Raw genomic sequence first — 22,585 nt, 5'->3', positions numbered from 1 at the left:
AGAGTTGCTCAGTGCCGTTGCTTGTGGCTTTTTTGAATCGGGTCGCATTTGAACAACCCTATTTAATACCTGAATGGAGGCCAGGCGACAGTACGTCAAAATTTTAACAGTGGCAAGCCACGGGCTATCATTTTTGGCATGTGCGCTTTTTTAGATAGTGCTGAACTCTTTCAGCTTCCGCATTGCTTCAAGGGGGCCCGAGGACCCACAATCAATTTGGATTGCGCCAATTGGTAGATACCTCCGAATGGCCGTTCGTGGCCGAAAGCAGACCCTTAGCGGTTAAAAGTTTACCATGTGCGCTCGGTAGTGATTTCACTCCTTACCGCCTCGCCGTCTAGGTCGCGGGCATGATCATTTGCCCAATCCATCAAAACCTGAATCGCCGAATCGTTGCATATGCCTTACAACGACACGGCGAGTGCTCACGCTGCGAGTGAAGGCCCCGGTATCAGCCGGCGCAAGGCATTTCGCGGTCGAGCAGTTTGGCGGTCAGCAGCACGCCCAATTCACTCAGTTGGTGAATCGCCAGCGCAATGTCGCGGTGTTTGCCGTTGAGGTCTTCGGACAGGTCGAGCAGCAAGGTGCTGACGGAGGTGAAGGTCTCGTAGCTGTTGGTGATGAGGGTTTCGTTGCTGGCGTCGGGGGTGACGGTGAAGAGGGTGGTTGAATCCGGTGTGACGTTGAGCATAAAGATATCCTGAATTGGGCCGCCACTTCCCGCTACTAAACGGTGGGTGGCAGCTGTACGCAGGTTAGTAGACCGGTGGATATCTAAAGCCGGCGCGCCCGAAGGCGCCCTGCGTACAGCCACCATCAAGTACAGACGCGATGTCTAATTGATGACGCTCATGCACTTATAGATACCAAACTCAGGCTACTAAACCCGATCACCGAGATGTCGGCGACCGGGCAACCTTAAAGACGGCCACCCAAGCGCACAAGCCGGCGGATTCTGACGCAAGCGTAGGCAATGGAGCAAGGCGATGTCGCTTGTTATTCGTCTGTGTGGCTGATGGTGTTGGGGCCGCTGCGCAGCCCAGCGGGAGCAAGCTCCCTCGCCACAGGGCAGGCTCCCTTGTCACAGAGGGATCAGTTTAGTGAGCCCTCTGCGCGTTTCTTGGCACGCAGTGCCAGGCAGCGGTCGTATTCGAGGGTGAAGGCTTGGTTGGGGGTGTCGTTGGCGTGGGTCAGGCGCACGACGCGGATGGTGCTGCGCATGTCTTCGGCATCCTGGCCTTTGAGGCCTCTCATATCCACCAGGACTTGCTCGGCGCGTTCGATGGACATCCCTTGGTTGTTGGCGTCGGTGGCCACTTTGTTCATGGCGGCGTATTTGTAGCAGAAGTGCACGTCTTCGTTTTGTTGGTTGTCCCGGTTCACTTGTTCGGGCGTGCGGGCGGCCAGGGCTTGTTGGCGGGTTTGTTCGGCGCGTTGGGCCTTGAGGCGTTTTTCTTCGCGCACGGCGGCCTGGTCGGCGAGGATTTTTGCGTCGCGGGCGTCTTCGGCGGCTTGGTAGGCTTTGTCCTGCTCGGCTTTGCGTGCGAAGGCCTTGCGGTCGATTTCTGCGCGGCGGGCGTCTTCGGCGTTTTGTTCGGCGTTGGCCTGTATGCGGTGCTGGCTCAGACGGGCGGTGCTGGCGATGTAGGGCTGCGCTTTTTGCAGGGCTTCCAGGAATTCTTTGAAGGCGGCGGTTTGTTTGCGTGACGGCGAGGCTTCGCACATCTTCATCAGCACGCCCAGGTCTTGCGCCAGGAAGTGCTTGGACACATCGACCAGTTGGGCGTGGAGCGCGGGGTCGTTGCGGGGGATGACGATGTCGGGGGCCATGATGCGCAATAGGTTGGCGACGGTGGACGGGTACAGAAAGGTGCTGGCCACTGCGCAGGTGTCGGCCGTGGCGCTGAAGTTTTTGCGCTGGATCTGCTCGATGGCCGCGGCGCGGTAGGTGTCGATGTTTTTCAGGTGCAGAGTGTCGGCGTTGTACAGGGCGACGGGCACGCCCATGTCTTTTTCCAGGATCTCGGCGTAGACGCGTGAAAGCTGGTGCAGGGTTTCAAAGTTGTCGCCTTCGCTGCTGGTCGACACCAGCGCGGCGTAGCGGTACTTGCTGGCGTCGGTAAGGTTGGTTTTCAGGATGCCAAAGTTGTTGTTGTCCGAACTGTACAGGCCAGCACTGGCAGCGCTCGGCAGGAGCGAGATCAGCAGCAGGCTGGCGGCGAGCAGTGTTTTGAGTGGCGGCATTGCCTGTCCCTGGTCTTGATTGAATGAGGTGTGCGGGCATGCGCGGTGAAGCGGTGCCGGGCGCTGCATGATAGTGAAATGCCATTACGAGCGCATCTGGAGTTTCAAACCGGTTCACTCGCAAACGCCCCGTTGCAGGGCATATCGGTCTACCATGCCACCCCTCGGCAGTGGTTCCACGCGCTACCGATCTCTCTCTTGCAAGGTATCGCCCATGTCCATCGACCAAATCAGCCTGCCCAAGGGCGTCGGCCCGCACGCCACCAAGCTGCTCGACGCCATCACCGGCGCAGCCACCCATGAAGAACTCAACCGCGCAGGCGGCAAGGCAGAAGGCTTTGTGTTGGGGCTGGAAGCGTCCAAGGCGATCAAGAGCCAAATCGCTGAGTCGCTGTATGTGGCTTATGACGATGCCGCGAGTCATCGCGCCAGTGAGTTGAAGGGCTGATTAAATCAGGGATCCCCATGACCTTGACCGTCGACACCTTGCTCCACCTGGCCATGGCCAACCCCATCAATGCTGAAATGACCAAGCGCCTGCCCGACCTCGGTGTGGAGCAGTGCATGCTCACGGCGGGGTGTCTGTTCCAGGCGGTGTGGAATCACCAGTGCAATCTTCCTGCCGCGCAGGGCGTAAAGGACTACGACGTTTTCTACTTCGACACCGACTTGTCCTACGAGGCTGAGGACGCGGTGATTCGTAGGGCCGAGCGGTTGTTCCAGGATTTGGGCGTGAATGTGGAGGTCAGGAACCAGGCGCGGGTTCACCTCTGGTATGGGCAGCGGTTTGGCCGACCTTACCCGCAGCTGCACTCGGCTAAACAGGGGGTTGATCGTTATCTGGTGGCCGGCACGTGCATCGGCTTGGAGATCGCCACTGGCGAGGTGTATGCGCCCTATGGGTTGGCGGATGTAGAACAGGGACTGTTGCGGATCAATCCACTGCATTCGGAACCGGCGTTGTTTGCGCAGAAGGCCAGGAGTTATCAGGCGCGGTGGCCGTGGCTAAGGATTGTTGAGCCTGGCTCAGCCGACGCCCACGCTTAGTAACCATCCCAGTCCACCGCTGGCGATCACCACCAACCACGGCGGAAGCCTCCAAACCATCAGCGCGACCAGTGCAAGCACCGCCAGGCCGATGTCATAGGTGGTGTAGATCGCGCTGGTCAACACCGGGTGGTACAGCGCGGCCAGTAACAAACCCACCACGCCTGTATTCACGCCCGCCAACGCGGCTTGGGTGCGCGGGCTACGGCGCAGGGTTTCCCAGAACGGCAAGGCGCCGAACACCAGTAAAAACGCGGGTGCGAAGATTGCCAGGAGGCAGATCAGGCCGCCCAGCCAGCCGTTGGGCGGCGAGTACATCGCGGCGCCGAGGAACGCGGCGAAGGTGAACAAGGGGCCGGGCACGGCTTGAGCGGCGCCGTAGCCGGCGAGGAACAAGTCGTTGCTGATCCAGTGCGGCGCCACCACTTCTGCTTGCAACAATGGCAGTACCACGTGGCCGCCACCGAATACCAATGCGCCGCTGCGGTAAAAGGCGTCCACCAGCGCCAGGCTGCGATTGGGCAGCAGTTGGGCCAGCAGCAGCAACCCCACCAGCAACAACACAAACAGCAGTAGCCACAGGGCGCCGGTGCGGCGGCGGATCGGCATGGGCAGCGCTTCGTGTTCGGTGTTCGGCGTGGGCGTCAAGAACAGCAGGCCGGCAAGGCCGACGACGGCAATCGCGCCGACCTGGCCCCACGCGGACGTCGTCAACAGCGCCACGCACGCAGCTATCAGCATCAGGCTTACGCGCGCCAGGCCCCGGCACAGGGTGCGCGCCATGCCCCACACGGCTTGGGCGACCACGGCCACGGCGACCACTTTAAGGCCGTGCAGCACGCCGGTTGGCAGGGCTTCGCTGTGCTGGGCAATGCCCAAGGCAAATACGATCAGCAGCAAGGCAGACGGCAGCGTGAACCCGGCCCACGCTGCCAGTGCTCCGCCGTAACCTGCCCGTTGCAGGCCCAGCGCGATGCCGACCTGGCTGCTGGCCGGGCCGGGTAAAAATTGGCAGAGTGCGACCAGGTCTGCGTAGCTGCGTTCGCTCAACCAGTGGCGCCGGGTGACGAACTCGTCACGAAAATAGCCCAGGTGCGCGATGGGGCCGCCGAAGGAGGTGAGGCCCAGGCGCAGGAAGACAAGGAACACCGACCAGGGGCTGTCAGGGTGATGGGTGGGGGGGATGGCCACGGTCGAGATTCCACATTTGATCATCGGGTAAGGCGCAGACCCTACCCAGTTTTCATGACGCCCAGCGCCATTTTTGGGGTATTCATTGAATTTATGCGCAGCAGTTTGAGTCATTCAAGCATAGCGTTGCTTTATTCCCTCCGAACTCAAGGACCGACCATGACCTTCTTCATCTTCCTGCTCGCCTGCGCCGCCGCCGCCAGCACCGGCGTGATCTTCAAGCCCGGTGCCTGGTATGAATCCCTCGTAAAACCCAGCTTCACCCCGCCCAATTGGCTGTTCCCAGTCGCGTGGACGATCATCTACCTGCTGCTGGCCTGGGCCGGTTACCGCCTGAGCCTGATCCCCGGCAGCCAAATGGTGCTGGCGCTGTGGGCCGCGCAGATCGCGTTGAATACGTTGTGGACGCCGGTGTTTTTCGGCGCCCATCGCCTGCTTGCCGGGATGGTGATCATCGTGTTGCTGTGGGTCACCGTGGCGGCCATGGTGGTGCTGGCGGTGCGCCTGGATTTGATCACCGGCTTGATCCTGTTCCCGTACCTGGCGTGGCTGTGTGTCGCGGCGGCGTTGAATTTCTCGATCCTGCGCAATAACCGCTGATGGCTTATCAACCTTGGCCGGCCAGCGAGCCGGAACTGGCCCAGATGCGCCGCTTCAATCAAAAGCTTGCCTGGATGCCGCGCTTTAAGATCCGCAACCGGGTGACACCGCGCTTGATCCAGGCGCTGTTGCGCGTGAGCCAGAAGGTCAGGCGCGCAACGCCCGCTGAAAGCCGGACCGTGGACGGCGTACCCGTGCGTATCCTGCGGCCCGTCGGCAAGCCCAAGGGCGTGGTGCTGGATATCCACGGCGGCGGCTGGGTGATCGGCAATGCGCAGATGGATGACGACCTCAACCTCGGCATGGTCAACGCCTGCGACGTGGCGGTGGTGTCGGTGGATTATCGGCTGGCGGTGGACACACCGGTTGAGGGGTTGATGGAGGATTGCCTGACGGCGGCGCGTTGGTTGCTCAGCGACGATGAGTTCAAGAACCTGCCCGTTATCGTCGTGGGCGAGTCGGCCGGCGGGCATTTGGCGGCAGCCACGTTGCTGGCGCTCAAGCAATGGCCCGCGCTGCTCCAGCGTGTGAGCGGCGCGGTGCTGTATTACGGCGTTTATGATTTGACCGGTACGCCGAGTGTACGCAGCGCCGGGCCGGAGACCTTATTGCTGGATGGGCCGGGCATGGTTGAGGCCCTGCGCATGCTGACGCCGGGGATCAGCGATGACGAGCGCAGGCAACCGCCGTTGTCACCTCTGTATGGCGACTTCGACGACCTGCCTCCGGCATTGATGTTTGTGGGGGAGCTGGACCCGCTCAAAGACGACACGCTATTGATTGCGCAGCGCTGGCCCCAGGCCGAGGCCCATCTGCTGCCGGAATCGGCCCATGGGTTTATCCATTTTCCGGTGGCGATGGGGGAGGCGGTGTTGGCGTACAGCCGCAAGTGGATGACTGAGCGCATCGATGGCAAGCGGACAACCTTGTTTATGCCGCTTTAACGATTGCCCTCAACCTCTGCGTCGGACCGGCCTGTTGGGGTGAGCAAGCCTGTTGTGGTGAGCGGGCTTATTTGGGGTGAGCCGGTTTTTGTGTGGTGAGCGGGCTTGTTGTGGTGAGCGGGCTTGCCCCGCGCTGGGCTGCGAAGCAGCCCTAAAACCAGGCAACTCGGTTTGTCTGGAAAAGCGGGGGTGGTTCTGATGGGTCTGCTTCGCAGCCCAGCGCGGGGCAAGCCCGCTCACCACAAGTATCACCCAGGCTCAGTAGCCGAGTGGTGCACCTCAGAGCGCAGGGTAGTCGATGTAACCCTCGGCACCTGGCGCGTAGAAGGTGTCTTTGTCGGGCACATTCAAGTCGGCACCGCTGCGAAAACGCGCTGGCAGGTCCGGGTTGGCCAGGAACGCGTTACCAAAAACCGCCGCATCGGCATTGCCTTCGGCGATCAAGCTGTCGGCGCTGTCCCGAGTCAGCCCGCTGCCCACCAAATAGCGGCCATCGAACAACGGGCGCAGCGCGGCGTGGTAGTCAAAGCCCGCCCCGAACAGCGCCACATGCAGGTAGGCCAACTTCAGCCCGCGCAGTTGCGTGACCAGATAGGTGTAGGTTTCCTGCGGGTTGGCATCGCTGATGTCGTTGAAGTTCATCTCGGGGGAAATCTTGATGCCCACGCGATCAGCGCCCACTTCATCGGCCATCGCCTTGAGGACTTCCAGCACGAAGCGGCTACGGTTTTCCACCGAACCGCCGTACTGATCGTCGCGTTGGTTGCTGCCGCTGGAGAGAAATTGCTCGGGCAGGTAACCGGAGGCGGCGTGCAACTCCACACCGTCAAAGCCAGCCTCGATTGCCCGGCGTGCGGCCTGGCGGTAGCTGTCGACCACGCCACCGATCTGCGCCACGCTCATTGCTTGGGGCGTGACGAAATCCTGCAGGCCGGTCGCGGTCCAGGTCTGGCCCGCCGGTTTGATCGCCGAGGGGGCCAGCGGCAGCCCACCGTCAGCCAACAACGAGGGGTGAGACACCCGTCCGCAATGCATCAGTTGCATGAAAATGTGGCCACCTTGGGCATGTACGGCGTCGGTGACGGATTTCCAGGCGGCCACCTGTGCGGCGGTTTCGATGCCTGGGGTGCGCGCATACCCTTTGCCCGATGCGTCGGGGAACACACCCTCGGAGATGATCAAACCGGCTGTGGCGCGCTGCGCATAATAGGTGGTCACCAGGTCGGAAGGCACACCGGCGTCGTCGGCGCGCGAGCGGGTCATTGGCGCCATGACCAGGCGATTGGCGAGGGTGTAGCGACCGAGGGCAAGGGGAGAAAAAAGAGCATTCATGGCGGTGTTCCTCATCAGTGATGGGGTTATGATTGATCAATCCGATTTCGGGATAAATGGCTCAAACGCGAAATGACTAATCCACTGATGGGATAATGTTGTGGAATTTCTCAACGATATGGCGCTGTTTGTCGAGGTGGTGAAGGCTCGCAGTTTCAGCCGTGCGGCCGAGACCCTGGGCATGCCGAACTCGACGCTGTCCCGGCGCATCAGCGAGCTGGAAAAAGGCATCGGCCTGCGGCTGTTGCACCGCACCACGCGCAAGATCGAGCCCACCGAGACTGGCCAACTGTACTTTGAGCGCTGCAAGCGCATTGTCGATGAGGCCCGCCTGGCCCATGAGCAACTCGGCGAAATGCTCGCCCAGCCCAACGGCGTGCTGCGCGCCTCGTTGCCGGTGGATTTCGCGATGGTCTACCTGGCGCCGTTGATTGCCGAATTTTCCCGGCTGTATCCGGGTATCACCTTCGAACTCGATTTAACGCCACGCCAGGCCGACCTGATCAGTGATCCGGTGGACGTGGTCATTCGCATGGGCGAGCCCGCCAATTCCAATCTGATCGCACGCAAACTCGCGAACATGCGCCGAGCGCTGTACGCCTCGCCCCAGTACCTGGAACGCGCTGGCCTGCCTGCGCAGCCCGCAGACCTGGCGCATCACGAATGTTTGCGCATGCGCGGTTCAAGGGCGCATCAATGGGGCTTGGTGTCGGGTGTGGATAAGGTGGAAGTCGACGTAAGCGGGCGGTTTGAACTCAACAGCGTAGGCATGCTCCGGCGGCTGGCCGCATTGGACCTGGGCATTGCGCTGCTGCCTGAGGGCATTGCCGAACAGGATGTGGCCAGCGGCATACTGCGTAGAGTGTTGCCCGATTGGCATGGCACATCGGTGCCTGTCTATGCGCTCACCGAAACCCGCCTGCTGCCGGCGAAGACTCAACGGTTTATCGATTTTTTGCGCGACAGGCTGGAGGATGCGTGACAGGCCCGGTAACTTTCTGCACTACCAACGAATGGGTGAATGATGAATATTCAGACGGTCACCGTTGCCGAGATTCCGCCAGGGGTTTGAGATTGTGGATGTCGAGGACGATCCGGTGTGGTGCACGACGCCTATGCAGCGGTATTTATAGGGCTGTGGTGAGCGGGCCTGCTGTGGTCACAGGGATTGTTGTGGTCACCGGGCCTGTTGTGGTGAGCGGGCTTTTTGTGGTGAGCGGGCTTGCCGCGCTGGGCTGCGAAGCAGCCCCCAACCAAACGCTGAGGTTTTGCTGAAGAATCTTGGCGGTCTTATTGGGGCTGCTTCGCAGCCCAGCGCGGGGCAAGCCCGCTCACCACAGAGAGCTCACATGCCACTAAGAACTCACCTGCCCCAAAGCACTCACATGTCACAAAGAACTCATGTGCCACAGCAGGCCAAGGTGTCACAAAGGACTCATCAGCCACAACAATCCTAGTGACTCAGTTGGAGCGCAACCGCAATATCTGCGCCCCATCAAACGGGTCGGTCAGGTAGTGTCCCTGCACCCCAAACGTGTCCTGCAAGCGTTGCGGCGTCAGCACCTGCAGCGGTGTGCCCAACGCCACCAAACACCCGCGATCCAGCACGGCCAAGCGATCACAGGTCAGCGCCTGGTTAAGATCATGCAGCGCAATCAATGTCGTCACCGGCAACCCCTGCACGCCCTTCAGGATCGCCAGTTGATGCTGGATATCCAAGTGATTGGTCGGCTCATCCAGCAACAGGATCTGCGGCCGTTGCGCAAGGGCGCGGGCGATGTGCACGCGTTGGCGTTCGCCGCCGGAGAGGCTGCGCCAGGCGCGTTGGCTCAGGTGGGTGGCGTCCACGTCGTGCAGGGCCTGGACGACGATGGCGTTGTCGTCGCTGGACCACGGGCTTAGCGCCGACAGCCACGGCGTGCGGCCCAGCGCCACGGCGTCGAACACGCGGATGGCATCGTCGGTGTCGGCTTGTTGCTCCACCACGGCCAACTGCTGCGCAATGGCGCGGCGCGAAAGGTCGCCCAGCCGCTCGCCGCCCAGCCGCACCTCACCTGACGCCGGTGTGCACAAGCCCGCCAGCAGTTTGAGCAAGGTGGATTTACCGGAGCCGTTCGGGCCGACAATCCCCAACGTCTCGCCCAACTGCACCTCCAGATGAATGTCACGCAGCAACTCGGCGTCGCGCACCTTGAAACCCAGGCCGGTGCAACTGAGTACGCTCATCGCGCGTTCCTCCGGCCGATCAGGATCAACGCAAACACCGGCGCGCCGACCAAGGCCGTGACCACGCCCACCGGAATCACCTGGCCTTTGATCAAGGTGCGCGACAGCACATCCGCCGCGATCAAAAACAGCGCGCCGCCCAAGGCGCTGGCCGGCAACAAACGCGAGTGCCCAGTGCCGAGCAGCAGGCGTACCGCGTGGGGGATCACTAGGCCGACAAAACCGATGGAGCCGACAATCGACACCATTACCGCCGTCACCAGTGCCGCGCAGCCCACCAGCACAAATTGCACGCGGCGTACCGGAATGCCAAGGGACGCCGCCGAGTCGCTGCCAAAGGTGAACGCATCCAGCGCACGCCGATGCCACAGGCACACCGCCAAGCCTGCCACCGCCACCGGCACCGCCAGCCACACCGACGGCCAGCGCACGCCGCTGAGGTTGCCCAGCAGCCAGAACATGATGCCGCGGGCCTGCTCGGAACTGGCCGACTTGGTGATCAGGAATGCGGTGAGCGCATTGAACAGCTGCGAACCGGCGATGCCTGCAAGGATGATCTGGCCGGTGCCGCTCATGGAGCTGCTGGCCCGCGCCAGCAGGATCACCAGGGCAAACGCCGCCATGGCGCCGACAAACGCGCCGGCCGACAGCGAAATCAACCCGCCGCCCACGCCCATCAGCGCGACCAATACCGCGCCGGTCGATGCGCCGGCGCTGATGCCCAGCAAGTAAGGGTCAGCCAGCGGGTTGCGCAGCAACGACTGCAAGATCACCCCGCAGGTGGCCAGCCCCGCACCGCACGCGGCGGCGACCAGGGCGCGGGTCAGGCGGTAGTTCCACACCACGCCTTCGTCGATGGGGTCGAGCAGGTAGCCGGCGTTCCACAGTTTGTTGGCGAGCACTTGCAGCACCACTTGCGGCTCGATGGCGGTTTCGCCGATGGCCACGCCGGCGAGTACGGCGATCAATAGCAGCGTCAGGGCGAGCAGGGTGCGGATCACGCTTTTATTCATTTGTGCAGGTCGTAGCCGTCGATGGCGCCAGCCAGTTGTTCAAGGCCATCGAACGTGCGGATGCTGGCCTGCAGCGCCAGGGCGTCGAGGATGATGATGCGGTTGTTTTTCACCGCGTCCATGTTGCGCGTGACCGGGTCGCTGCGCAGGAAGGCGAGTTTCTTTTCATGGTCGTCGGCGGGGTAGCGGCGGCGGTCCATGCGGGCGATCACCAGGAAGGTCGGGTTGGCCTTGGCGATGGTTTCCCAGCCGACGGCGGGCCACTCTTCATCGGACTGCACCACGTTGTGCAGGCCGAGGGTTTCGAGCATGAATTCGGGGACGCCCTTGTGGCCGGCCACATACGGGTCGCTGGCCATCTCGGAGCTGGAGAACCACACCAGCGCGCTGGCGTGCTTGAGGCCCTTGCTCTGCACGGTGGCGACGGACTTGGCCAGGCGCGCCTTGAGGTCATCGTTGAGCTGTTGGCCGCGCGCCTGTACGTCGAAAATCTCGGCCAGTTGGCTGATGCTTTTGTAGATGGTTTCGATGCGGAACGGCTCCAGCCGCGTGCCGTCGGCGCCCACCAGGTTGTCCTTGCCTTCGCAGTCGGAGGGCAGCAGGTAGGTCGGGATCTTCAGTTCATGGAATTGCTCGCGGGTGCCCACCACACCTTGCGGGCCGACCACCCATTCCAGCTCGGCAGCCACCAGTTGCGGGCGCTTGGCGATCACGGCTTCGAAGCTCGGCTCGTTGTTGGCCAGGCGTTCGATCTTGTCGTTCTGCGCCTGGTACTGGGGCAGCACACGGTTGAACCACAGCGAGGTGCCGACCACTTTATCGCCGACGCCCAAGGCATACAGCATTTCGGTGGCGGCCTGGCCGATGGTCACGCTGCGCGCAGGAGCTTGCGGGAAGGTCACGGCATTGCCGCAGTTTTCGACCGTCAGCGGGTAGTGAGTGGGCGCCGCTTGGGCCAGGGCACAGAAACCCAGGCCGGTGATCAGGGCAATAACGCGTGGCAGCATCGGGCGATCTCCGTGTGAACCGTAGTTGAAACAGGGGCAGTACGGCTCGGAAATACGCCCTCGAACGCTGCCGGTCGGGCAGGCAAGGATGTCCTTCCCGGACACCCCGCCGGTTAGTGATTGTGCTGGGCCGGCAGGTCTCCTGACTGATGCGTCGTCGCCACGCTCCGACCTTCCCGGACGAGGTCCAGTGGCGTTAAGGAGCAGGCTCGGCACCTACAGTTGCGGGGGCAGTTTCGATTGGCGCCGCGGGCGGCGTTTCGAATTCCCTATTAGTCCCGTGGGGGAACCGGCGGCGGTATGGTAGTTGATTCAGCCTCGCAGAGGGAGGCTGAAGTTCAGTGGCTCACAGACGAATGTCTTGGGGGCCCTGGATCAGCGCTTCAATTCGCGTGCCGGTGGCGCGCTCTTCGTTGCTGAACCCGTCGTAGTCGGCCAGGTTGCCGAAACGGATGCCGGTCAATTGCTCGATCTGGATCACGCTGCGATGGTAGGTCCGCAGTTGGCCAAATACCAGCTCAAGCTGACCCAATTCGCGGCTTTGGTCGATCATGTAGGCACTGGCCGACGGCTTGCCGTCGTCGCTGAGGTAGGCGACCACTTTCCAGAACGCCTTGGGGATTTTGACGCCCCGGTACACGCGGTCATCGTCGCCGAACACCGGCCCGGTAAACACCGTGGCCCGCGCTTTCCAGCGTTGCGTGTTGTCGAGGATGTAGTCTTCAAGCTCCAGCCAGGTCTTCTGGTTAAAGCCGCTCATCTGCGGTGAGCAGTTGGTGAAATGGAACGTATCGAGGTTGGCGGTTTTTGCCTCGTCGCCCCAATTGGGATCCTGGCGCCGCACCAAGTGGCCGCGATCCAGGCCATTGCCGGCGTAGAGGTCTTCGCCTATCTGGGCGTCGGTGGGCAGGCGGCCGTCGTAGGCCCAGGTGTCGTTGCTGCGCACGATATCCACGTGTTTTCCGCCGTCGATATTGACGCCCACGTAGAGTGCCAGTCGTCGGGCGCGTGACATCGTGATGGAGAAATGCGTGTAGTCCAGGCGCTTTGGCTGCGCGTCAGGCGCCAGTGCCTGCGCCACGGTGGGCCAGGGCACCTCGAAGCTACCGAGGAAATCGTCGGCGTACCCCTGGCGGTTTTTCAGGTCTTTGGCCGGGGTGACACGCGGCGTCGCGGCCCGGGCTTCCAACAGGGTTGGGCTGGCCGCGAGCAGCGGCCGCAGGTCGGCGAGCCGGGGGCGATAGGTCAGGTCGGCGTTGGCTTTACGTGCTGGCATCGGGCGGTCCTCACGGGGGTTGGATCAACATGACTGCAACATAGGTTGATGACAATTGATGTCGAGTCAAGCCATGGCGGCTATCCTGAAAACGGTCGTCCAGACGCTCACCCCTCGCAAAAGGAGCCAGCCAATGTGTGTTCGCCAGCCTCATCGCAATCCGATTTTTTGCCTGATCCCGCCGTACATGCTCGACCAGATCGCGCGCCACGGTGATAAAGCCCAGCGCGACGTCGCGTTGCGTACGCGGGCCAAGGACAGCACGTTCCGTTCGCTGCGCATGGTCGCGGTGCCCGCCAAGGGCCCCGCGCATATGGCCCTGGCCATCGGCGCCGAAAAACGCCGCTCGATCTACAGTGCCGAAGGCTCCGACAGCCTGCCTGGCAAGCTGATCCGCGCTGAAGGCCAGCCTCCCAGTGGTGATGCCGCAGTGGACGAAGCCTATGATGGGTTGGGCGCCACCTTCGACTTTTTCGACCAGGTGTTCGACCGCAACTCCATCGACGATGCCGGGATGGCGCTGGACGCCACCGTTCATTTTGGCCAGGACTACAACAATGCGTTTTGGAATTCGACGCAGATGGTGTTCGGGGACGGTGATGCGCAGTTGTTCAACCGCTTCACCGTGGCCCTGGACGTGATCGGCCATGAACTGGCCCACGGCGTGACTGAGGATGAGGCCAAGTTGATGTACTTCAATCAATCCGGTGCGTTGAACGAGTCGCTGTCGGATGTGTTCGGCTCACTCATCAAGCAGTACGCGTTGCAGCAAAAGGCCGAGGACGCCGACTGGCTGATCGGCAAAGGGTTGTTCACCAAGAAAATCAAAGGCACTGCCTTGCGCTCGATGAAGGCACCGGGCACCGCGTTTGATGACAAGCTGCTGGGCAAGGACCCGCAGCCGGGGCATATGGATGATTTTGTGCAAACCTATGACGACAATGGCGGCGTACATATCAATTCCGGGATTCCCAACCATGCGTTCTATCAGGTGGCAACGAAGATCGGCGGGTTTGCCTGGGAGCGGGCAGGGCGCATCTGGTATGACGCCCTGCGCGATGCACGGTTGCGGCCGAACTCGGGGTTCCTGCGTTTTGCGCGCATCACCTACGACGTCGCCGGTCGTTTGTACGGGGCGAACAAGGATGAGCAGAAGGCCGTCAAGGCAGGCTGGAAAGCCGTGGGCATCAACGTCTGACAAGCCGCCAGGGCGGTGAGGAACAGCCATGCGAATTTCGATCAAGGAAAACGGCGGCCCGGCATTTTTTCCGGGCCTGGCGAAACCGAACAGTGTGGAGCTGGAGAAGCTGCCCGAGCCGCAACAGCAGGAGTTGCGGCAACTGATCGAAGCTTCAGACTTCTTCAAGTTGCCGCAAAGCACGGCGCCTGAGCCTGGCAAACCGGGCCAGGTGCATTACACCCTGACGGTCAGCGAGGGTGAGCGCGAGCACACAGTGTGTGTGCTCGCGCCGGTGAAGTCCCCGGCCCTGGATGGGTTGGTGCAGTGCGTGCGGCGGCATGTTCGCTGTTGAACCCCAAGGGGTTACTTGCGATCCAGCCATACCGTCTGCGCGTTGCAGAACTCGCGCACACCAAAGTGCGACAGCTCGCGGCCGAATCCACTTTTCTTCACGCCACCAAACGCCACCCGTGGGTCGGAGACGCTGAAGGCGTTGACAAAGATCCCGCCTGTTTCCAGTTGATTGGCGATGTCCCGCGCCTTCGCCGCGTCAGTGGTGAAGATGCTCGCGGTAAGGCCGAACTCGCTGTCGTTGGCCAGGGCCACGGCGTGGTCGGCGTCGCGGGCGGTGATGATCGAGGCTACCGGGCCGAACAGCTCCTGTTTGAACGAGGTCATCTGGTCGGTGACGTTGGCCAAAACGGTCGGCGCGTAGTAGTTGCCGTTGCCTGCGACTTTATCGCCACCCAGCAGCAGGGTCGCGCCTTCTTCCAGGGTGGCCTGGACCTGGCCGTGCAGCTCGTCGCGCAGGTCGAAACGGGCCATTGGGCCGATGTAGGTGGCCGCTGACGTCGGGTCGCCCATGACCAGGGCGCGGCTGGCTTCGACGAACTTGGTGGTGAAGGCTTCAACCACGCCTTTTTCGATGATCAGGCGCTTGGCGGCGGCGCAGACCTGGCCGCTGTTCTGGAAGCGGCCGATCAGCGCGGCCTGTACGGCGGCATCGAGGTCGGCGTCGTTGAGCACGATGAACGGGTCGGAGCCACCCAGTTCCAGCACGCATTTTTTCAGCGCGGCACCGGCCTGGGAGCCGATGGCGATACCGGCGCGCACGCTGCCGGTGAGGGTAACGGCGGCGATGCGTGGGTCGGCGATGGCCTTGGACACGCCTTCGGTGGTGACGTTGATCACTTCGAACAGGCCTTCAGCGAAGCCGGCTTTCTGAAAGGCTTGCTGGATCAGGTAGGCGCTGCCCATCACGTTTGGCGCGTGTTTGAGCACATAGGTGTTGCCGGCCAGCATGGTCGGCACGGCGCCGCGCAGCACTTGCCACACTGGGAAGTTCCACGGCATCACCGCGAGGATCGGGCCCAGCGGGCGGTATTCGATGTGGGCGGTGCCGTTGTCGACGAGGGTCGGCTCCGGGGCGAGCATGGCCGGGCCTTGGGCCGCGTACCATTCGCTCAGTTGTGCGCATTTTTCCACTTCGGCACGGGCCTGGGCGATGGGTTTGCCCATTTCCAGGGTGATCATCTGCGCCATGGCTTCGGCTTGCTCGCGCAGGGCGGCGGCCAGTGCAAGAAGCAACTCGGCGCGCTGGTTGACCGGCTGGCGGCGCCAGGTGCGGAAGGCGATGGTGGCGCGGTCCAGGGCGGCGTCCAGTTGCGCTGTGGTTTCGTACGGGTAGCTGCCGACGGTTTCGCCGTTGGCGGGGTTGATCGATAAAGCGTGGGTAGTCGCGTTCATGGCACCGTCCTGCGTGTACGTTGGAATGGAGGTCAGCGTACGGGGCTGGCTCTTTTCTGGAAACTGAATAATATTAAGCAATACATTCACGAATGGAGAATGACTTGGACCTGGTGCAGCTGGAAATCTTCAAGGCCGTTGCCGAGCAAGGCAGCATCAGCGCCGCCGCGCAGTTGATTCATCGCGTGCCGTCGAACCTGACCACGCGGATCAAGCAGCTGGAGCAGGATCTTGGCGTGGAGCTGTTTATCCGCGAGAAGAGCCGCCTGCGGCTGTCACCGGCCGGATGGAACTTCCTCGGTTATGCCCGGCGCATCCTGGACCTGGTGCAGGAGGCCCGTGCGACCGTGGCGGGGGAAGAGCCCCAGGGCGCGTTTGCCCTTGGCTCGCTGGAGAGCACGGCGGCGGTACGTATCCCGGCGTTGCTCGCGGCGTACAACCAGAAACACACCAAGGTCGAGCTGGACCTGAGCACCGGCCCGTCGGGCACCATGATCGAAGGCGTGCTGTCGGGGCGCCTGGCCGCCGCCTTTGTCGACGGGCCGGTGCTGCATTCGACCCTGGAAGGCGTGGCGGTATTTGAAGAGGAGATGGTAGTGATCGCGCCCCTGCACCACGCACCGATCACCCGAGGGCAGGACGTGAATGGCGAGAACATCTATACGTTTCGCTCGAACTGCTCGTATCGCCATCACTTCGAACGCTGGTTTTCACAGGATGGCGCGGTGCCAGGCAAGATCTTCGAGATCGAGTCCTACCACGGCATGCTCGCCTGCGTCAGCGCCGGGGCCGGGCTGGCGCTGATGCCGCGCAGCATGCTGGAAAGCATGCCGGGGTTTGCGGCGGTGAGTGTGTGGCCGTTGATGGACAGTTTTCGCCTGCTGAATACCTGGCTGATCTGGCGGCGGGGCACGGTGTCACAGAGTTTGAGCAGCTTTGTGAAGTTGTTGGAGGAACGCAATCTGGAAGCGTCGGTGTCTTAATGTGGGAGGGGGTTGCCCCCTCCCACATTGACCCGGTTTCAGCCGCCGAACTGGAAGGTGCCCATGGCCAGTTTGGCCATTATTGCTGTCGCGCCCAACTGCACCAGCCACAACGCCAATCCACCCAGGAACACCCCCAGTGCCACTTGCAGCACCAGGCTTTTCTGGCGCTTGGGTTGCGGCGCTCGCGGGGTGTAGTCGTGCAACTCGTCGCGGTCGGCGCGCAGGTCCAGGTCATCGTTTCGCATAGGGCTCTCACAGCAAAGGGGCGGTCGGGGTTCAGTCTAGTGGCTTGGCCAACAAAAAGGGGGAAGCCATTGGCTTCCCCCTTTGTATGGCGCTGGCCGGGTTATAGAACCTGAACAATCGCTTTTGTTACCGCACCAATGTTCGACTGGTTCAGCGCCGCCACACAGATACGTCCGGTATCCAGCGCGTAGATGCCAAACTCGCTGCGCAGACGGGTGACTTGCTCAACGGTCAGGCCGGAGTAGGAGAACATCCCACGCTGGCGGCCGACGAAGCTGAAGTCGTGGCCCGGTGCAGCCTTGGCCAGTTCGGCGACCATCTGCTCGCGCATGCCGCGGATGCGCAGGCGCATTTCGGCCAGTTCGGCTTCCCACTGGGCGCGCAGCTCAGGGCTGTTGAGCACAGCGGCCACAATCGCGGCGCCGTGGGTCGGCGGGTTGGAGTAGTTGGTGCGGATCACGCGCTTGACCTGGGACAGGATGCGCGCGCTTTCTTCCTTGGAATCGCCAACGATGGACAGCGCGCCCACACGTTCGCCGTACAGCGAGAACGACTTGGAGAACGAGCTGGAGACAAAGAAGGTCAGGCCCGATTCCGCGAACAGGCGCACCGCAGCGGCGTCTTCGTGGATGCCGTCGCCGAAGCCCTGGTAGGCCATGTCGAGGAACGGCACCAGGTTCTTGGCCTTGACCACGTCCAGCACGTTCTGCCAGTCGGCCGGGCTCAGGTCGACGCCGGTCGGGTTGTGGCAGCAGGCGTGCAGCACCACGATGGACTGCGGCGGCAGGGCGTTGAGGTCTTCGAGCAGGCCGGCGCGGTTTACGTCGTGGGTGGCGGCGTCGTAGTAACGGTAGTTCTGCACCGGGAAACCGGCGGTTTCGAACAGGGCGCGGTGGTTTTCCCAGCTCGGGTCGCTGATGGCGACGACGGCGTCTGGCAGCAGTTGCTTGAGGAAGTCAGCGCCGATCTTCAGGGCGCCGGTGCCACCCACGGCCTGGACGGTCACGACACGACCGGCTTCGAGCAATGGCGAATCGTTACCGAACAGCAGGGTTTGCACGGCCTTGTCGTAGGCGGCAATGCCGTCGATCGGCAAGTAGCCACGGGCGGCGTGTTGCGCCACGCGAATGGCTTCCGCTTCGGCAACGGCACGCAAGAGTGGAATCTTCCCCTCCTCGTTGCAGTAAACGCCTACGCCAAGGTTGACCTTGGTGGTTCGTGTGTCGGCGTTGAATGCTTCGTTGAGGCCCAGGATAGGATCGCGTGGTGCCATTTCGACAGCGGAGAACAGGCTCATTTTGCGGCAGCTCTATGGGGGAAAGGAGGGACGTGTCGCGCTCCAGCCGAATGCACTAGAGCGGTGCACAAACGGGGAGCTAGTATAGAGGCCATCACGGCTGAGGGCGACAACCGAAACGGCTTTTCGGCCAAGTTTTTCGGTTTATTTGCTGACCGTTAGTCTTATTGCAACATTGATCCTGGACGGCAGATAGGACGATTGCCTTGAAACCCGTCACATTCGCCACCACTTGTATGGCTATCATGGTTTTTTCCTACCGCTCGCTCTGAATATTCGCGAGGGGTGGTCTATTTCGTCCTCGGCGGGTTTACAGTCCGGGGTGACTTCAAGAGGTACGTTATGTCGGATTTCCAACTAGTCACCCGCTTTGAACCCGCCGGCGATCAGCCGGAAGCCATTCGCCAGATGGTCGAAGGCATCGAGGCCGGCCTGGCGCACCAGACGTTGCTCGGGGTGACCGGTTCAGGCAAGACGTTCAGCATCGCCAACGTGATCGCGCAGATCAACCGCCCAACGCTGGTGCTGGCGCCCAACAAGACCCTGGCTGCGCAGCTTTACGGCGAATTCAAGGCGTTCTTCCCGAATAACGCAGTCGAATACTTCGTTTCCTACTACGACTACTACCAGCCCGAAGCCTATGTGCCGTCCTCCGATACCTTTATCGAGAAGGATGCGTCGATCAACGACCACATCGAGCAGATGCGGCTGTCGGCGACCAAGGCGCTGTTGGAGCGCAAGGACGCGATCATCGTCACCACCGTGTCGTGCATCTATGGCCTGGGCAGCCCCGAAGCCTATTTGAAGATGGTGCTGCACGTGGACCGTGGCGACAAACTCGACCAGCGCGAGTTGCTGCGTCGCCTGACGAGCCTGCAGTACACCCGCAACGACATGGATTTTGCCCGCGCCACTTTCCGGGTGCGCGGCGATGTGATCGACATCTACCCGGCTGAGTCCGACCTGGAAGCGATCCGCATCGAGTTGTTCGACGATGAAGTCGAGAGCCTGTCGGCTTTCGACCCGTTGACCGGCGAGGTGATCCGCAAGCTGCCGCGCTTCACCTTCTATCCGAAAAGCCACTACGTGACCCCGCGTGAAACCCTGATGGGCGCCATCGAGGGCATCAAGGTGGAGTTGGCCGAGCGTCTGGAGTACCTGCGCGCCAACAACAAGCTGGTGGAAGCCCAGCGCCTGGAGCAGCGCACGCGCTTTGACCTGGAGATGATCCTGGAGCTGGGTTACTGCAACGGCATCGAAAACTACTCGCGCTACCTTTCGGGCCGTGATTCCGGCGCGCCGCCACCGACGCTCTACGACTACCTGCCTGATGACGCGCTGCTGGTGATCGACGAATCCCACGTCAGCGTGCCGCAAGTGGGCGCGATGTATAAGGGCGACCGCTCGCGTAAAGAAACCTTGGTGGAGTACGGCTTTCGCCTGCCGTCGGCGCTGGATAACCGGCCGATGCGTTTCGATGAATGGGAGGCGATCAGCCCGCAGACCATCTTTGTCTCGGCCACGCCGGGCAACTACGAGGCCGAGCATGCCGGCCGCGTGATCGAGCAGTTGGTGCGCCCGACGGGTCTGGTGGACCCGGAAATCGAAATCCGCCCGGCGCTGACCCAGGTGGATGACCTGCTGTCCGAGATCACTAAGCGCGTCGCGCTGGAAGAGCGGGTGCTGGTCACCACGCTGACCAAGCGCATGTCCGAAGACTTGACCGACTACCTGGCCGACCATGGCGTGCGCGTGCGCTACTTGCACTCGGACATCGACACCGTGGAGCGCGTGGAGATCATCCGCGACCTGCGCCTGGGTGTGTTTGATGTGTTGGTGGGGATCAACCTGCTGCGCGAAGGGTTGGACATGCCGGAAGTGTCGCTGGTGGCGATCCTCGATGCCGACAAGGAAGGCTTTCTGCGTTCCGAGCGCTCGCTGATCCAGACCATCGGCCGGGCGGCGCGTAACCTCAATGGCCGGGCGATTCTCTACGCGGACCGCATCACCGGCTCCATGGAGCGTGCGATTGGCGAGACCCAGCGTCGGCGCGACAAGCAGATCGCGTTCAACCTGGAACACGGTATTACGCCTAAAGGTGTGTTCAAGGATGTCGCCGACATCATGGAAGGCGCCGTGGTGCCCGGCTCGCGCAGCAAGAAGCGCAAGGGCATGGCCAAGGCCGCCGAGGAAAGCGCCAAATACGAGAACGAACTGCGCTCGCCGAGTGAGATCACCAAGCGGATCCGCCAGTTGGAAGAGAAGATGTACCAGTTGGCGCGGGATCTGGAGTTTGAGGCTGCGGCGCAGACTCGGGATGAGATTGGCAAGTTGCGTGAGCGGTTGCTGGCTGTGTGATCTGCGGTGGCTGGACTGGCCTCTTCGGGGGCAAGCCCCCTCCCACATTTGACGGTGTCCACAAGTCAAAGTGTGGGAGGGGGCTTGCCCCCGATGGCCGCGCCTTGGTTTTCCAGAAATCACCCAGGCTGTTACCATTCGCCCCTTGTTTCAATTTTTAGTTTTATCGCCCATTCGAGACCTGCCATGACCACCGTCCGCACGCGCATCGCGCCATCGCCTACTGGGGATCCCCACGTCGGCACTGCCTACATCGCCTTGTTCAACTACTGCTTTGCCAAGCAGCACGGTGGTGAATTCATCCTGCGGATCGAGGACACCGACCAACTGCGCTCCACCCGCGAGTCGGAACAGCAGATTTTCGATGCCTTGCGCTGGTTGGGCATCACCTGGGCAGAAGGCCCGGACGTTGGCGGCCCGCACGGCCCGTATCGCCAGAGCGAGCGCAGCGACATCTACAAGCAGTACACCCAGCAACTGGTCGATATGGGCCATGCGTTCCCGTGCTTCTGCACCGCCGAAGAACTGGACCAGATGCGCGCCGAACAACAGGCCCGTGGCGAAACCCCGCGCTACGACGGCCGCGCGCTGCTGCTGTCCAAGGAGGAAGTGGCCCAGCGCCTGGCTGCCGGCGAGCCGCACGTTATCCGCATGAAAGTGCCGAGCGAAGGCGTGTGCGTGGTGCCGGACATGCTGCGCGGTGACGTCGAGATCCCGTGGGACCGCATGGACATGCAGGTGCTGATGAAGACCGACGGCTTGCCGACGTACTTCCTGGCCAACGTGGTCGACGACCACCTGATGGGCATCACCCACGTACTGCGTGGCGAAGAGTGGCTGCCGTCGGCGCCGAAACTGATCCTGCTCTACGAATACTTCGGTTGGGAACAGCCGCAGTTGTGCTACATGCCGCTGCTGCGTAACCCGGACAAGAGCAAGCTGTCCAAGCGCAAGAACCCGACTTCGGTGACCTTCTACGAGCGCATGGGCTTCATGCCCGAAGCGATGCTCAACTACCTGGGGCGCATGGGTTGGTCGATGCCGGACGAGCGCGAGAAATTCTCGTTGCAGGAAATGGTCGACAACTTCGACCTGTCGCGCGTGTCCCTGGGCGGTCCGATTTTCGATGTCGAGAAGTTGTCGTGGCTCAACGGCCAGTGGTTGCGTGATCTGCCGGTGGAAGAGTTCGCCAGCCGTCTGCAGCAGTGGGCGTTGAACCCTGAGTACATGATGAAGATCGCGCCACTGGTGCAGGGCAGGGTGGAGACGTTCAGCCAGGTCGCCCCGTTGGCCAGCTTCTTCTTTGCCGGAGGCGTGAACCCGGATGCCAAGCTGTTCGAGTCCAAAAAGCTCTCGGGCGACCAGGTTCGCCAGTTGATGCAGTTGATCCTGTGGAAACTCGAAAGCCTGCGCCAGTGGGAGAAGGACGCGATCACCGCGACGATCCAGGCGGTGGTGGAATCCCTGGAGTTGAAGTTGCGTGACGCCATGCCGCTGATGTTTGCTGCGATCACCGGGCAGGCCAGTTCGGTGTCGGTGCTGGATGCGATGGAAATTCTCGGTCCGGACCTCACTCGTTTCCGTCTGCGCCAAGCCCTTGATTTGCTTGGTGGTGTGTCGAAGAAAGAAAACAAAGAGTGGGAAAAGCTGCTGGGCGCTATCGCGTAAGCAGGCCGTTGCAGCGACGAAACCCCGGTTTTCCGGGGTTTCGTCGGTAAGTGATTGTTATCCCGGCAAAAAACTTTGGAAAATGTTGAAAATAAATTTGACACACTTCCAAACCGCCATTAAGATTCGCCCCGTCCTCACCGATGAGGGGCTATAGCTCAGCTGGGAGAGCGCTTGCATGGCATGCAAGAGGTCAACGGTTCGATCCCGTTTAGCTCCACCAA

Annotated in this window: 21 protein-coding genes, 1 tRNA gene and 1 riboswitch; of the genes, 11 read left to right on the top strand and 11 right to left on the bottom strand. The window is 61.9% G+C overall.

Translation table 11 applies throughout. The features are described 5' to 3' along the window. Window positions 1–451 precede the first annotated feature (451 nt). Complete coding sequence (locus AOA60_RS22410; RefSeq protein WP_099586278.1) at window positions 452–691, bottom strand: DUF6124 family protein; 240 nt, start codon at window positions 689–691, stop codon at window positions 452–454. Window positions 692–1,092: 401 nt separating this feature from the next. Beyond that, window positions 1,093–2,244: a hypothetical protein gene (locus AOA60_RS22400; protein ID WP_099586276.1), complete on the bottom strand. Its 1,152-nt coding sequence runs from the start codon at window positions 2,242–2,244 to the stop codon at window positions 1,093–1,095. Window positions 2,245–2,458: 214 nt separating this feature from the next. Between AOA60_RS22400 and AOA60_RS22395 the strand changes: the two genes are divergently transcribed. Together AOA60_RS22395 and AOA60_RS22390 are read left to right on the top strand one after the other, a co-directional pair. After that, the gene (locus tag AOA60_RS22395; RefSeq protein WP_099586275.1) at window positions 2,459–2,692 is read left to right on the top strand and encodes a hypothetical protein; all 234 of its coding nucleotides are present in this window, start codon (window positions 2,459–2,461) and stop codon (window positions 2,690–2,692) included. 17 nt (window positions 2,693–2,709) lie between these two features. After that, entirely contained in the window at window positions 2,710–3,291 is a 582-nt protein-coding gene (locus AOA60_RS22390) for a nucleotidyltransferase family protein (RefSeq protein ID WP_099586274.1), read from the top strand. Here AOA60_RS22390 and chrA read toward each other — a convergent pair. Next, window positions 3,271–4,482: a chromate efflux transporter gene (chrA, locus tag AOA60_RS22385; RefSeq protein ID WP_256592862.1), complete on the bottom strand. Its 1,212-nt coding sequence runs from the start codon at window positions 4,480–4,482 to the stop codon at window positions 3,271–3,273. The genes AOA60_RS22390 and chrA overlap by 21 nt on opposite strands. Window positions 4,483–4,641: 159 nt before the next feature. On the opposite strand from chrA, the gene AOA60_RS22380 reads away from it, so the two are divergent. Both AOA60_RS22380 and AOA60_RS22375 read left to right on the top strand, forming a co-directional pair. Further along, window positions 4,642–5,082 (top strand): TspO/MBR family protein, encoded by a 441-nt coding sequence (locus tag AOA60_RS22380; protein WP_099586272.1) that lies wholly within the window; start codon window positions 4,642–4,644, stop codon window positions 5,080–5,082. Then, window positions 5,082–6,026: an alpha/beta hydrolase fold domain-containing protein gene (locus AOA60_RS22375; protein ID WP_099586271.1), complete on the top strand. Its 945-nt coding sequence runs from the start codon at window positions 5,082–5,084 to the stop codon at window positions 6,024–6,026. The genes AOA60_RS22380 and AOA60_RS22375 overlap by 1 nt, the downstream gene beginning before the upstream one ends. A 279-nt stretch (window positions 6,027–6,305) precedes the next feature. Here the strand turns inward: AOA60_RS22375 and AOA60_RS22370 are convergent, their stop codons facing one another. Next, on the bottom strand, window positions 6,306–7,358 hold the full coding sequence (locus tag AOA60_RS22370; RefSeq protein WP_099586270.1) for an alkene reductase: 1,053 nt from the start codon (window positions 7,356–7,358) through the stop codon (window positions 6,306–6,308). Between the two features lie 100 nt (window positions 7,359–7,458). Between AOA60_RS22370 and AOA60_RS22365 the strand changes: the two genes are divergently transcribed. Further along, window positions 7,459–8,340, top strand: coding sequence for a LysR family transcriptional regulator (locus tag AOA60_RS22365; RefSeq protein ID WP_099586269.1), 882 nt, complete (start codon window positions 7,459–7,461; stop codon window positions 8,338–8,340). Between the two features lie 479 nt (window positions 8,341–8,819). Here AOA60_RS22365 and AOA60_RS22360 read toward each other — a convergent pair whose 3' ends face one another. The 4 genes from AOA60_RS22360 to AOA60_RS22345 all read right to left on the bottom strand — a co-directional run bounded on the left by AOA60_RS22360 (window position 8,820) and on the right by AOA60_RS22345 (window position 12,880). Next, window positions 8,820–9,584: an ABC transporter ATP-binding protein gene (locus AOA60_RS22360; protein ID WP_099586268.1), complete on the bottom strand. Its 765-nt coding sequence runs from the start codon at window positions 9,582–9,584 to the stop codon at window positions 8,820–8,822. Then, the gene (locus tag AOA60_RS22355; RefSeq protein ID WP_099586267.1) at window positions 9,581–10,597 is read right to left on the bottom strand and encodes an iron ABC transporter permease; all 1,017 of its coding nucleotides are present in this window, start codon (window positions 10,595–10,597) and stop codon (window positions 9,581–9,583) included. The genes AOA60_RS22360 and AOA60_RS22355 overlap by 4 nt, the downstream gene beginning before the upstream one ends. Continuing rightward, on the bottom strand, window positions 10,594–11,604 hold the full coding sequence (locus AOA60_RS22350; protein ID WP_099586266.1) for an ABC transporter substrate-binding protein: 1,011 nt from the start codon (window positions 11,602–11,604) through the stop codon (window positions 10,594–10,596). The genes AOA60_RS22355 and AOA60_RS22350 overlap by 4 nt, the downstream gene beginning before the upstream one ends. 114 nt (window positions 11,605–11,718) lie before the next feature. Continuing rightward, a riboswitch (cobalamin riboswitch) is annotated at window positions 11,719–11,913 on the bottom strand. Between the two features lie 37 nt (window positions 11,914–11,950). Then, complete coding sequence (locus tag AOA60_RS22345; RefSeq protein ID WP_099586265.1) at window positions 11,951–12,880, bottom strand: DNA/RNA non-specific endonuclease; 930 nt, start codon at window positions 12,878–12,880, stop codon at window positions 11,951–11,953. Between the two features lie 133 nt (window positions 12,881–13,013). On the opposite strand from AOA60_RS22345, the gene AOA60_RS22340 reads away from it, so the two are divergent. Together AOA60_RS22340 and AOA60_RS22335 are read left to right on the top strand one after the other, a co-directional pair. Beyond that, the gene (locus AOA60_RS22340) at window positions 13,014–14,078 is read left to right on the top strand and encodes a M4 family metallopeptidase (protein WP_099586264.1); all 1,065 of its coding nucleotides are present in this window, start codon (window positions 13,014–13,016) and stop codon (window positions 14,076–14,078) included. 28 nt (window positions 14,079–14,106) lie between these two features. Then, a complete protein-coding gene (locus tag AOA60_RS22335; RefSeq protein ID WP_099586263.1) occupies window positions 14,107–14,412 on the top strand; it encodes a protealysin inhibitor emfourin in 306 nt (101 codons plus the stop codon). A gap of 11 nt (window positions 14,413–14,423) precedes the next feature. Here AOA60_RS22335 and AOA60_RS22330 read toward each other — a convergent pair whose 3' ends face one another. Continuing rightward, a complete protein-coding gene (locus AOA60_RS22330; protein ID WP_099586262.1) occupies window positions 14,424–15,806 on the bottom strand; it encodes an aldehyde dehydrogenase family protein in 1,383 nt (460 codons plus the stop codon). Between the two features lie 104 nt (window positions 15,807–15,910). Here AOA60_RS22330 and AOA60_RS22325 point away from each other — a divergent pair, with 104 nt between their 5' ends. Further along, window positions 15,911–16,789, top strand: a complete 879-nt coding sequence (locus AOA60_RS22325) for a LysR family transcriptional regulator (protein ID WP_099586389.1) — start codon at window positions 15,911–15,913, stop codon at window positions 16,787–16,789. Between the two features lie 38 nt (window positions 16,790–16,827). On the opposite strand, the gene AOA60_RS22320 is transcribed toward AOA60_RS22325, so the two are convergent. Both AOA60_RS22320 and AOA60_RS22315 read right to left on the bottom strand, forming a co-directional pair. Beyond that, a complete protein-coding gene (locus AOA60_RS22320) occupies window positions 16,828–17,037 on the bottom strand; it encodes a hypothetical protein (protein WP_099586261.1) in 210 nt (69 codons plus the stop codon). Between the two features lie 101 nt (window positions 17,038–17,138). Beyond that, entirely contained in the window at window positions 17,139–18,335 is a 1,197-nt protein-coding gene (locus tag AOA60_RS22315) for an amino acid aminotransferase (RefSeq protein WP_099586260.1), read from the bottom strand. Between the two features lie 342 nt (window positions 18,336–18,677). Here AOA60_RS22315 and uvrB point away from each other — a divergent pair, with 342 nt between their 5' ends. The 3 genes from uvrB (at window position 18,678) to AOA60_RS22300 (ending at window position 22,584) form a co-directional block, all read left to right on the top strand. Next, window positions 18,678–20,693 carry an excinuclease ABC subunit UvrB gene (gene uvrB, locus AOA60_RS22310; RefSeq protein ID WP_099586259.1) on the top strand — a complete coding sequence of 672 codons (2,016 nt, stop codon included), beginning with the start codon at window positions 18,678–18,680 and terminating at the stop codon, window positions 20,691–20,693. 186 nt (window positions 20,694–20,879) lie between these two features. Next, window positions 20,880–22,361, top strand: coding sequence for a glutamate--tRNA ligase (gltX, locus tag AOA60_RS22305; RefSeq protein ID WP_099586258.1), 1,482 nt, complete (start codon window positions 20,880–20,882; stop codon window positions 22,359–22,361). Window positions 22,362–22,508: 147 nt separating this feature from the next. Beyond that, window positions 22,509–22,584 (top strand) — tRNA-Ala (locus AOA60_RS22300). The last annotated feature ends 1 nt before the right edge of the window (window position 22,585 follow it).

Source organism: Pseudomonas sp. 2822-17 (genome assembly GCF_002742485.1).
In the GTDB taxonomy this organism is placed as follows: Bacteria; Pseudomonadota; Gammaproteobacteria; order Pseudomonadales; family Pseudomonadaceae; genus Aquipseudomonas; species Aquipseudomonas cyclaminis.
This window is presented reverse-complemented; position numbering and strand designations above follow the sequence as displayed.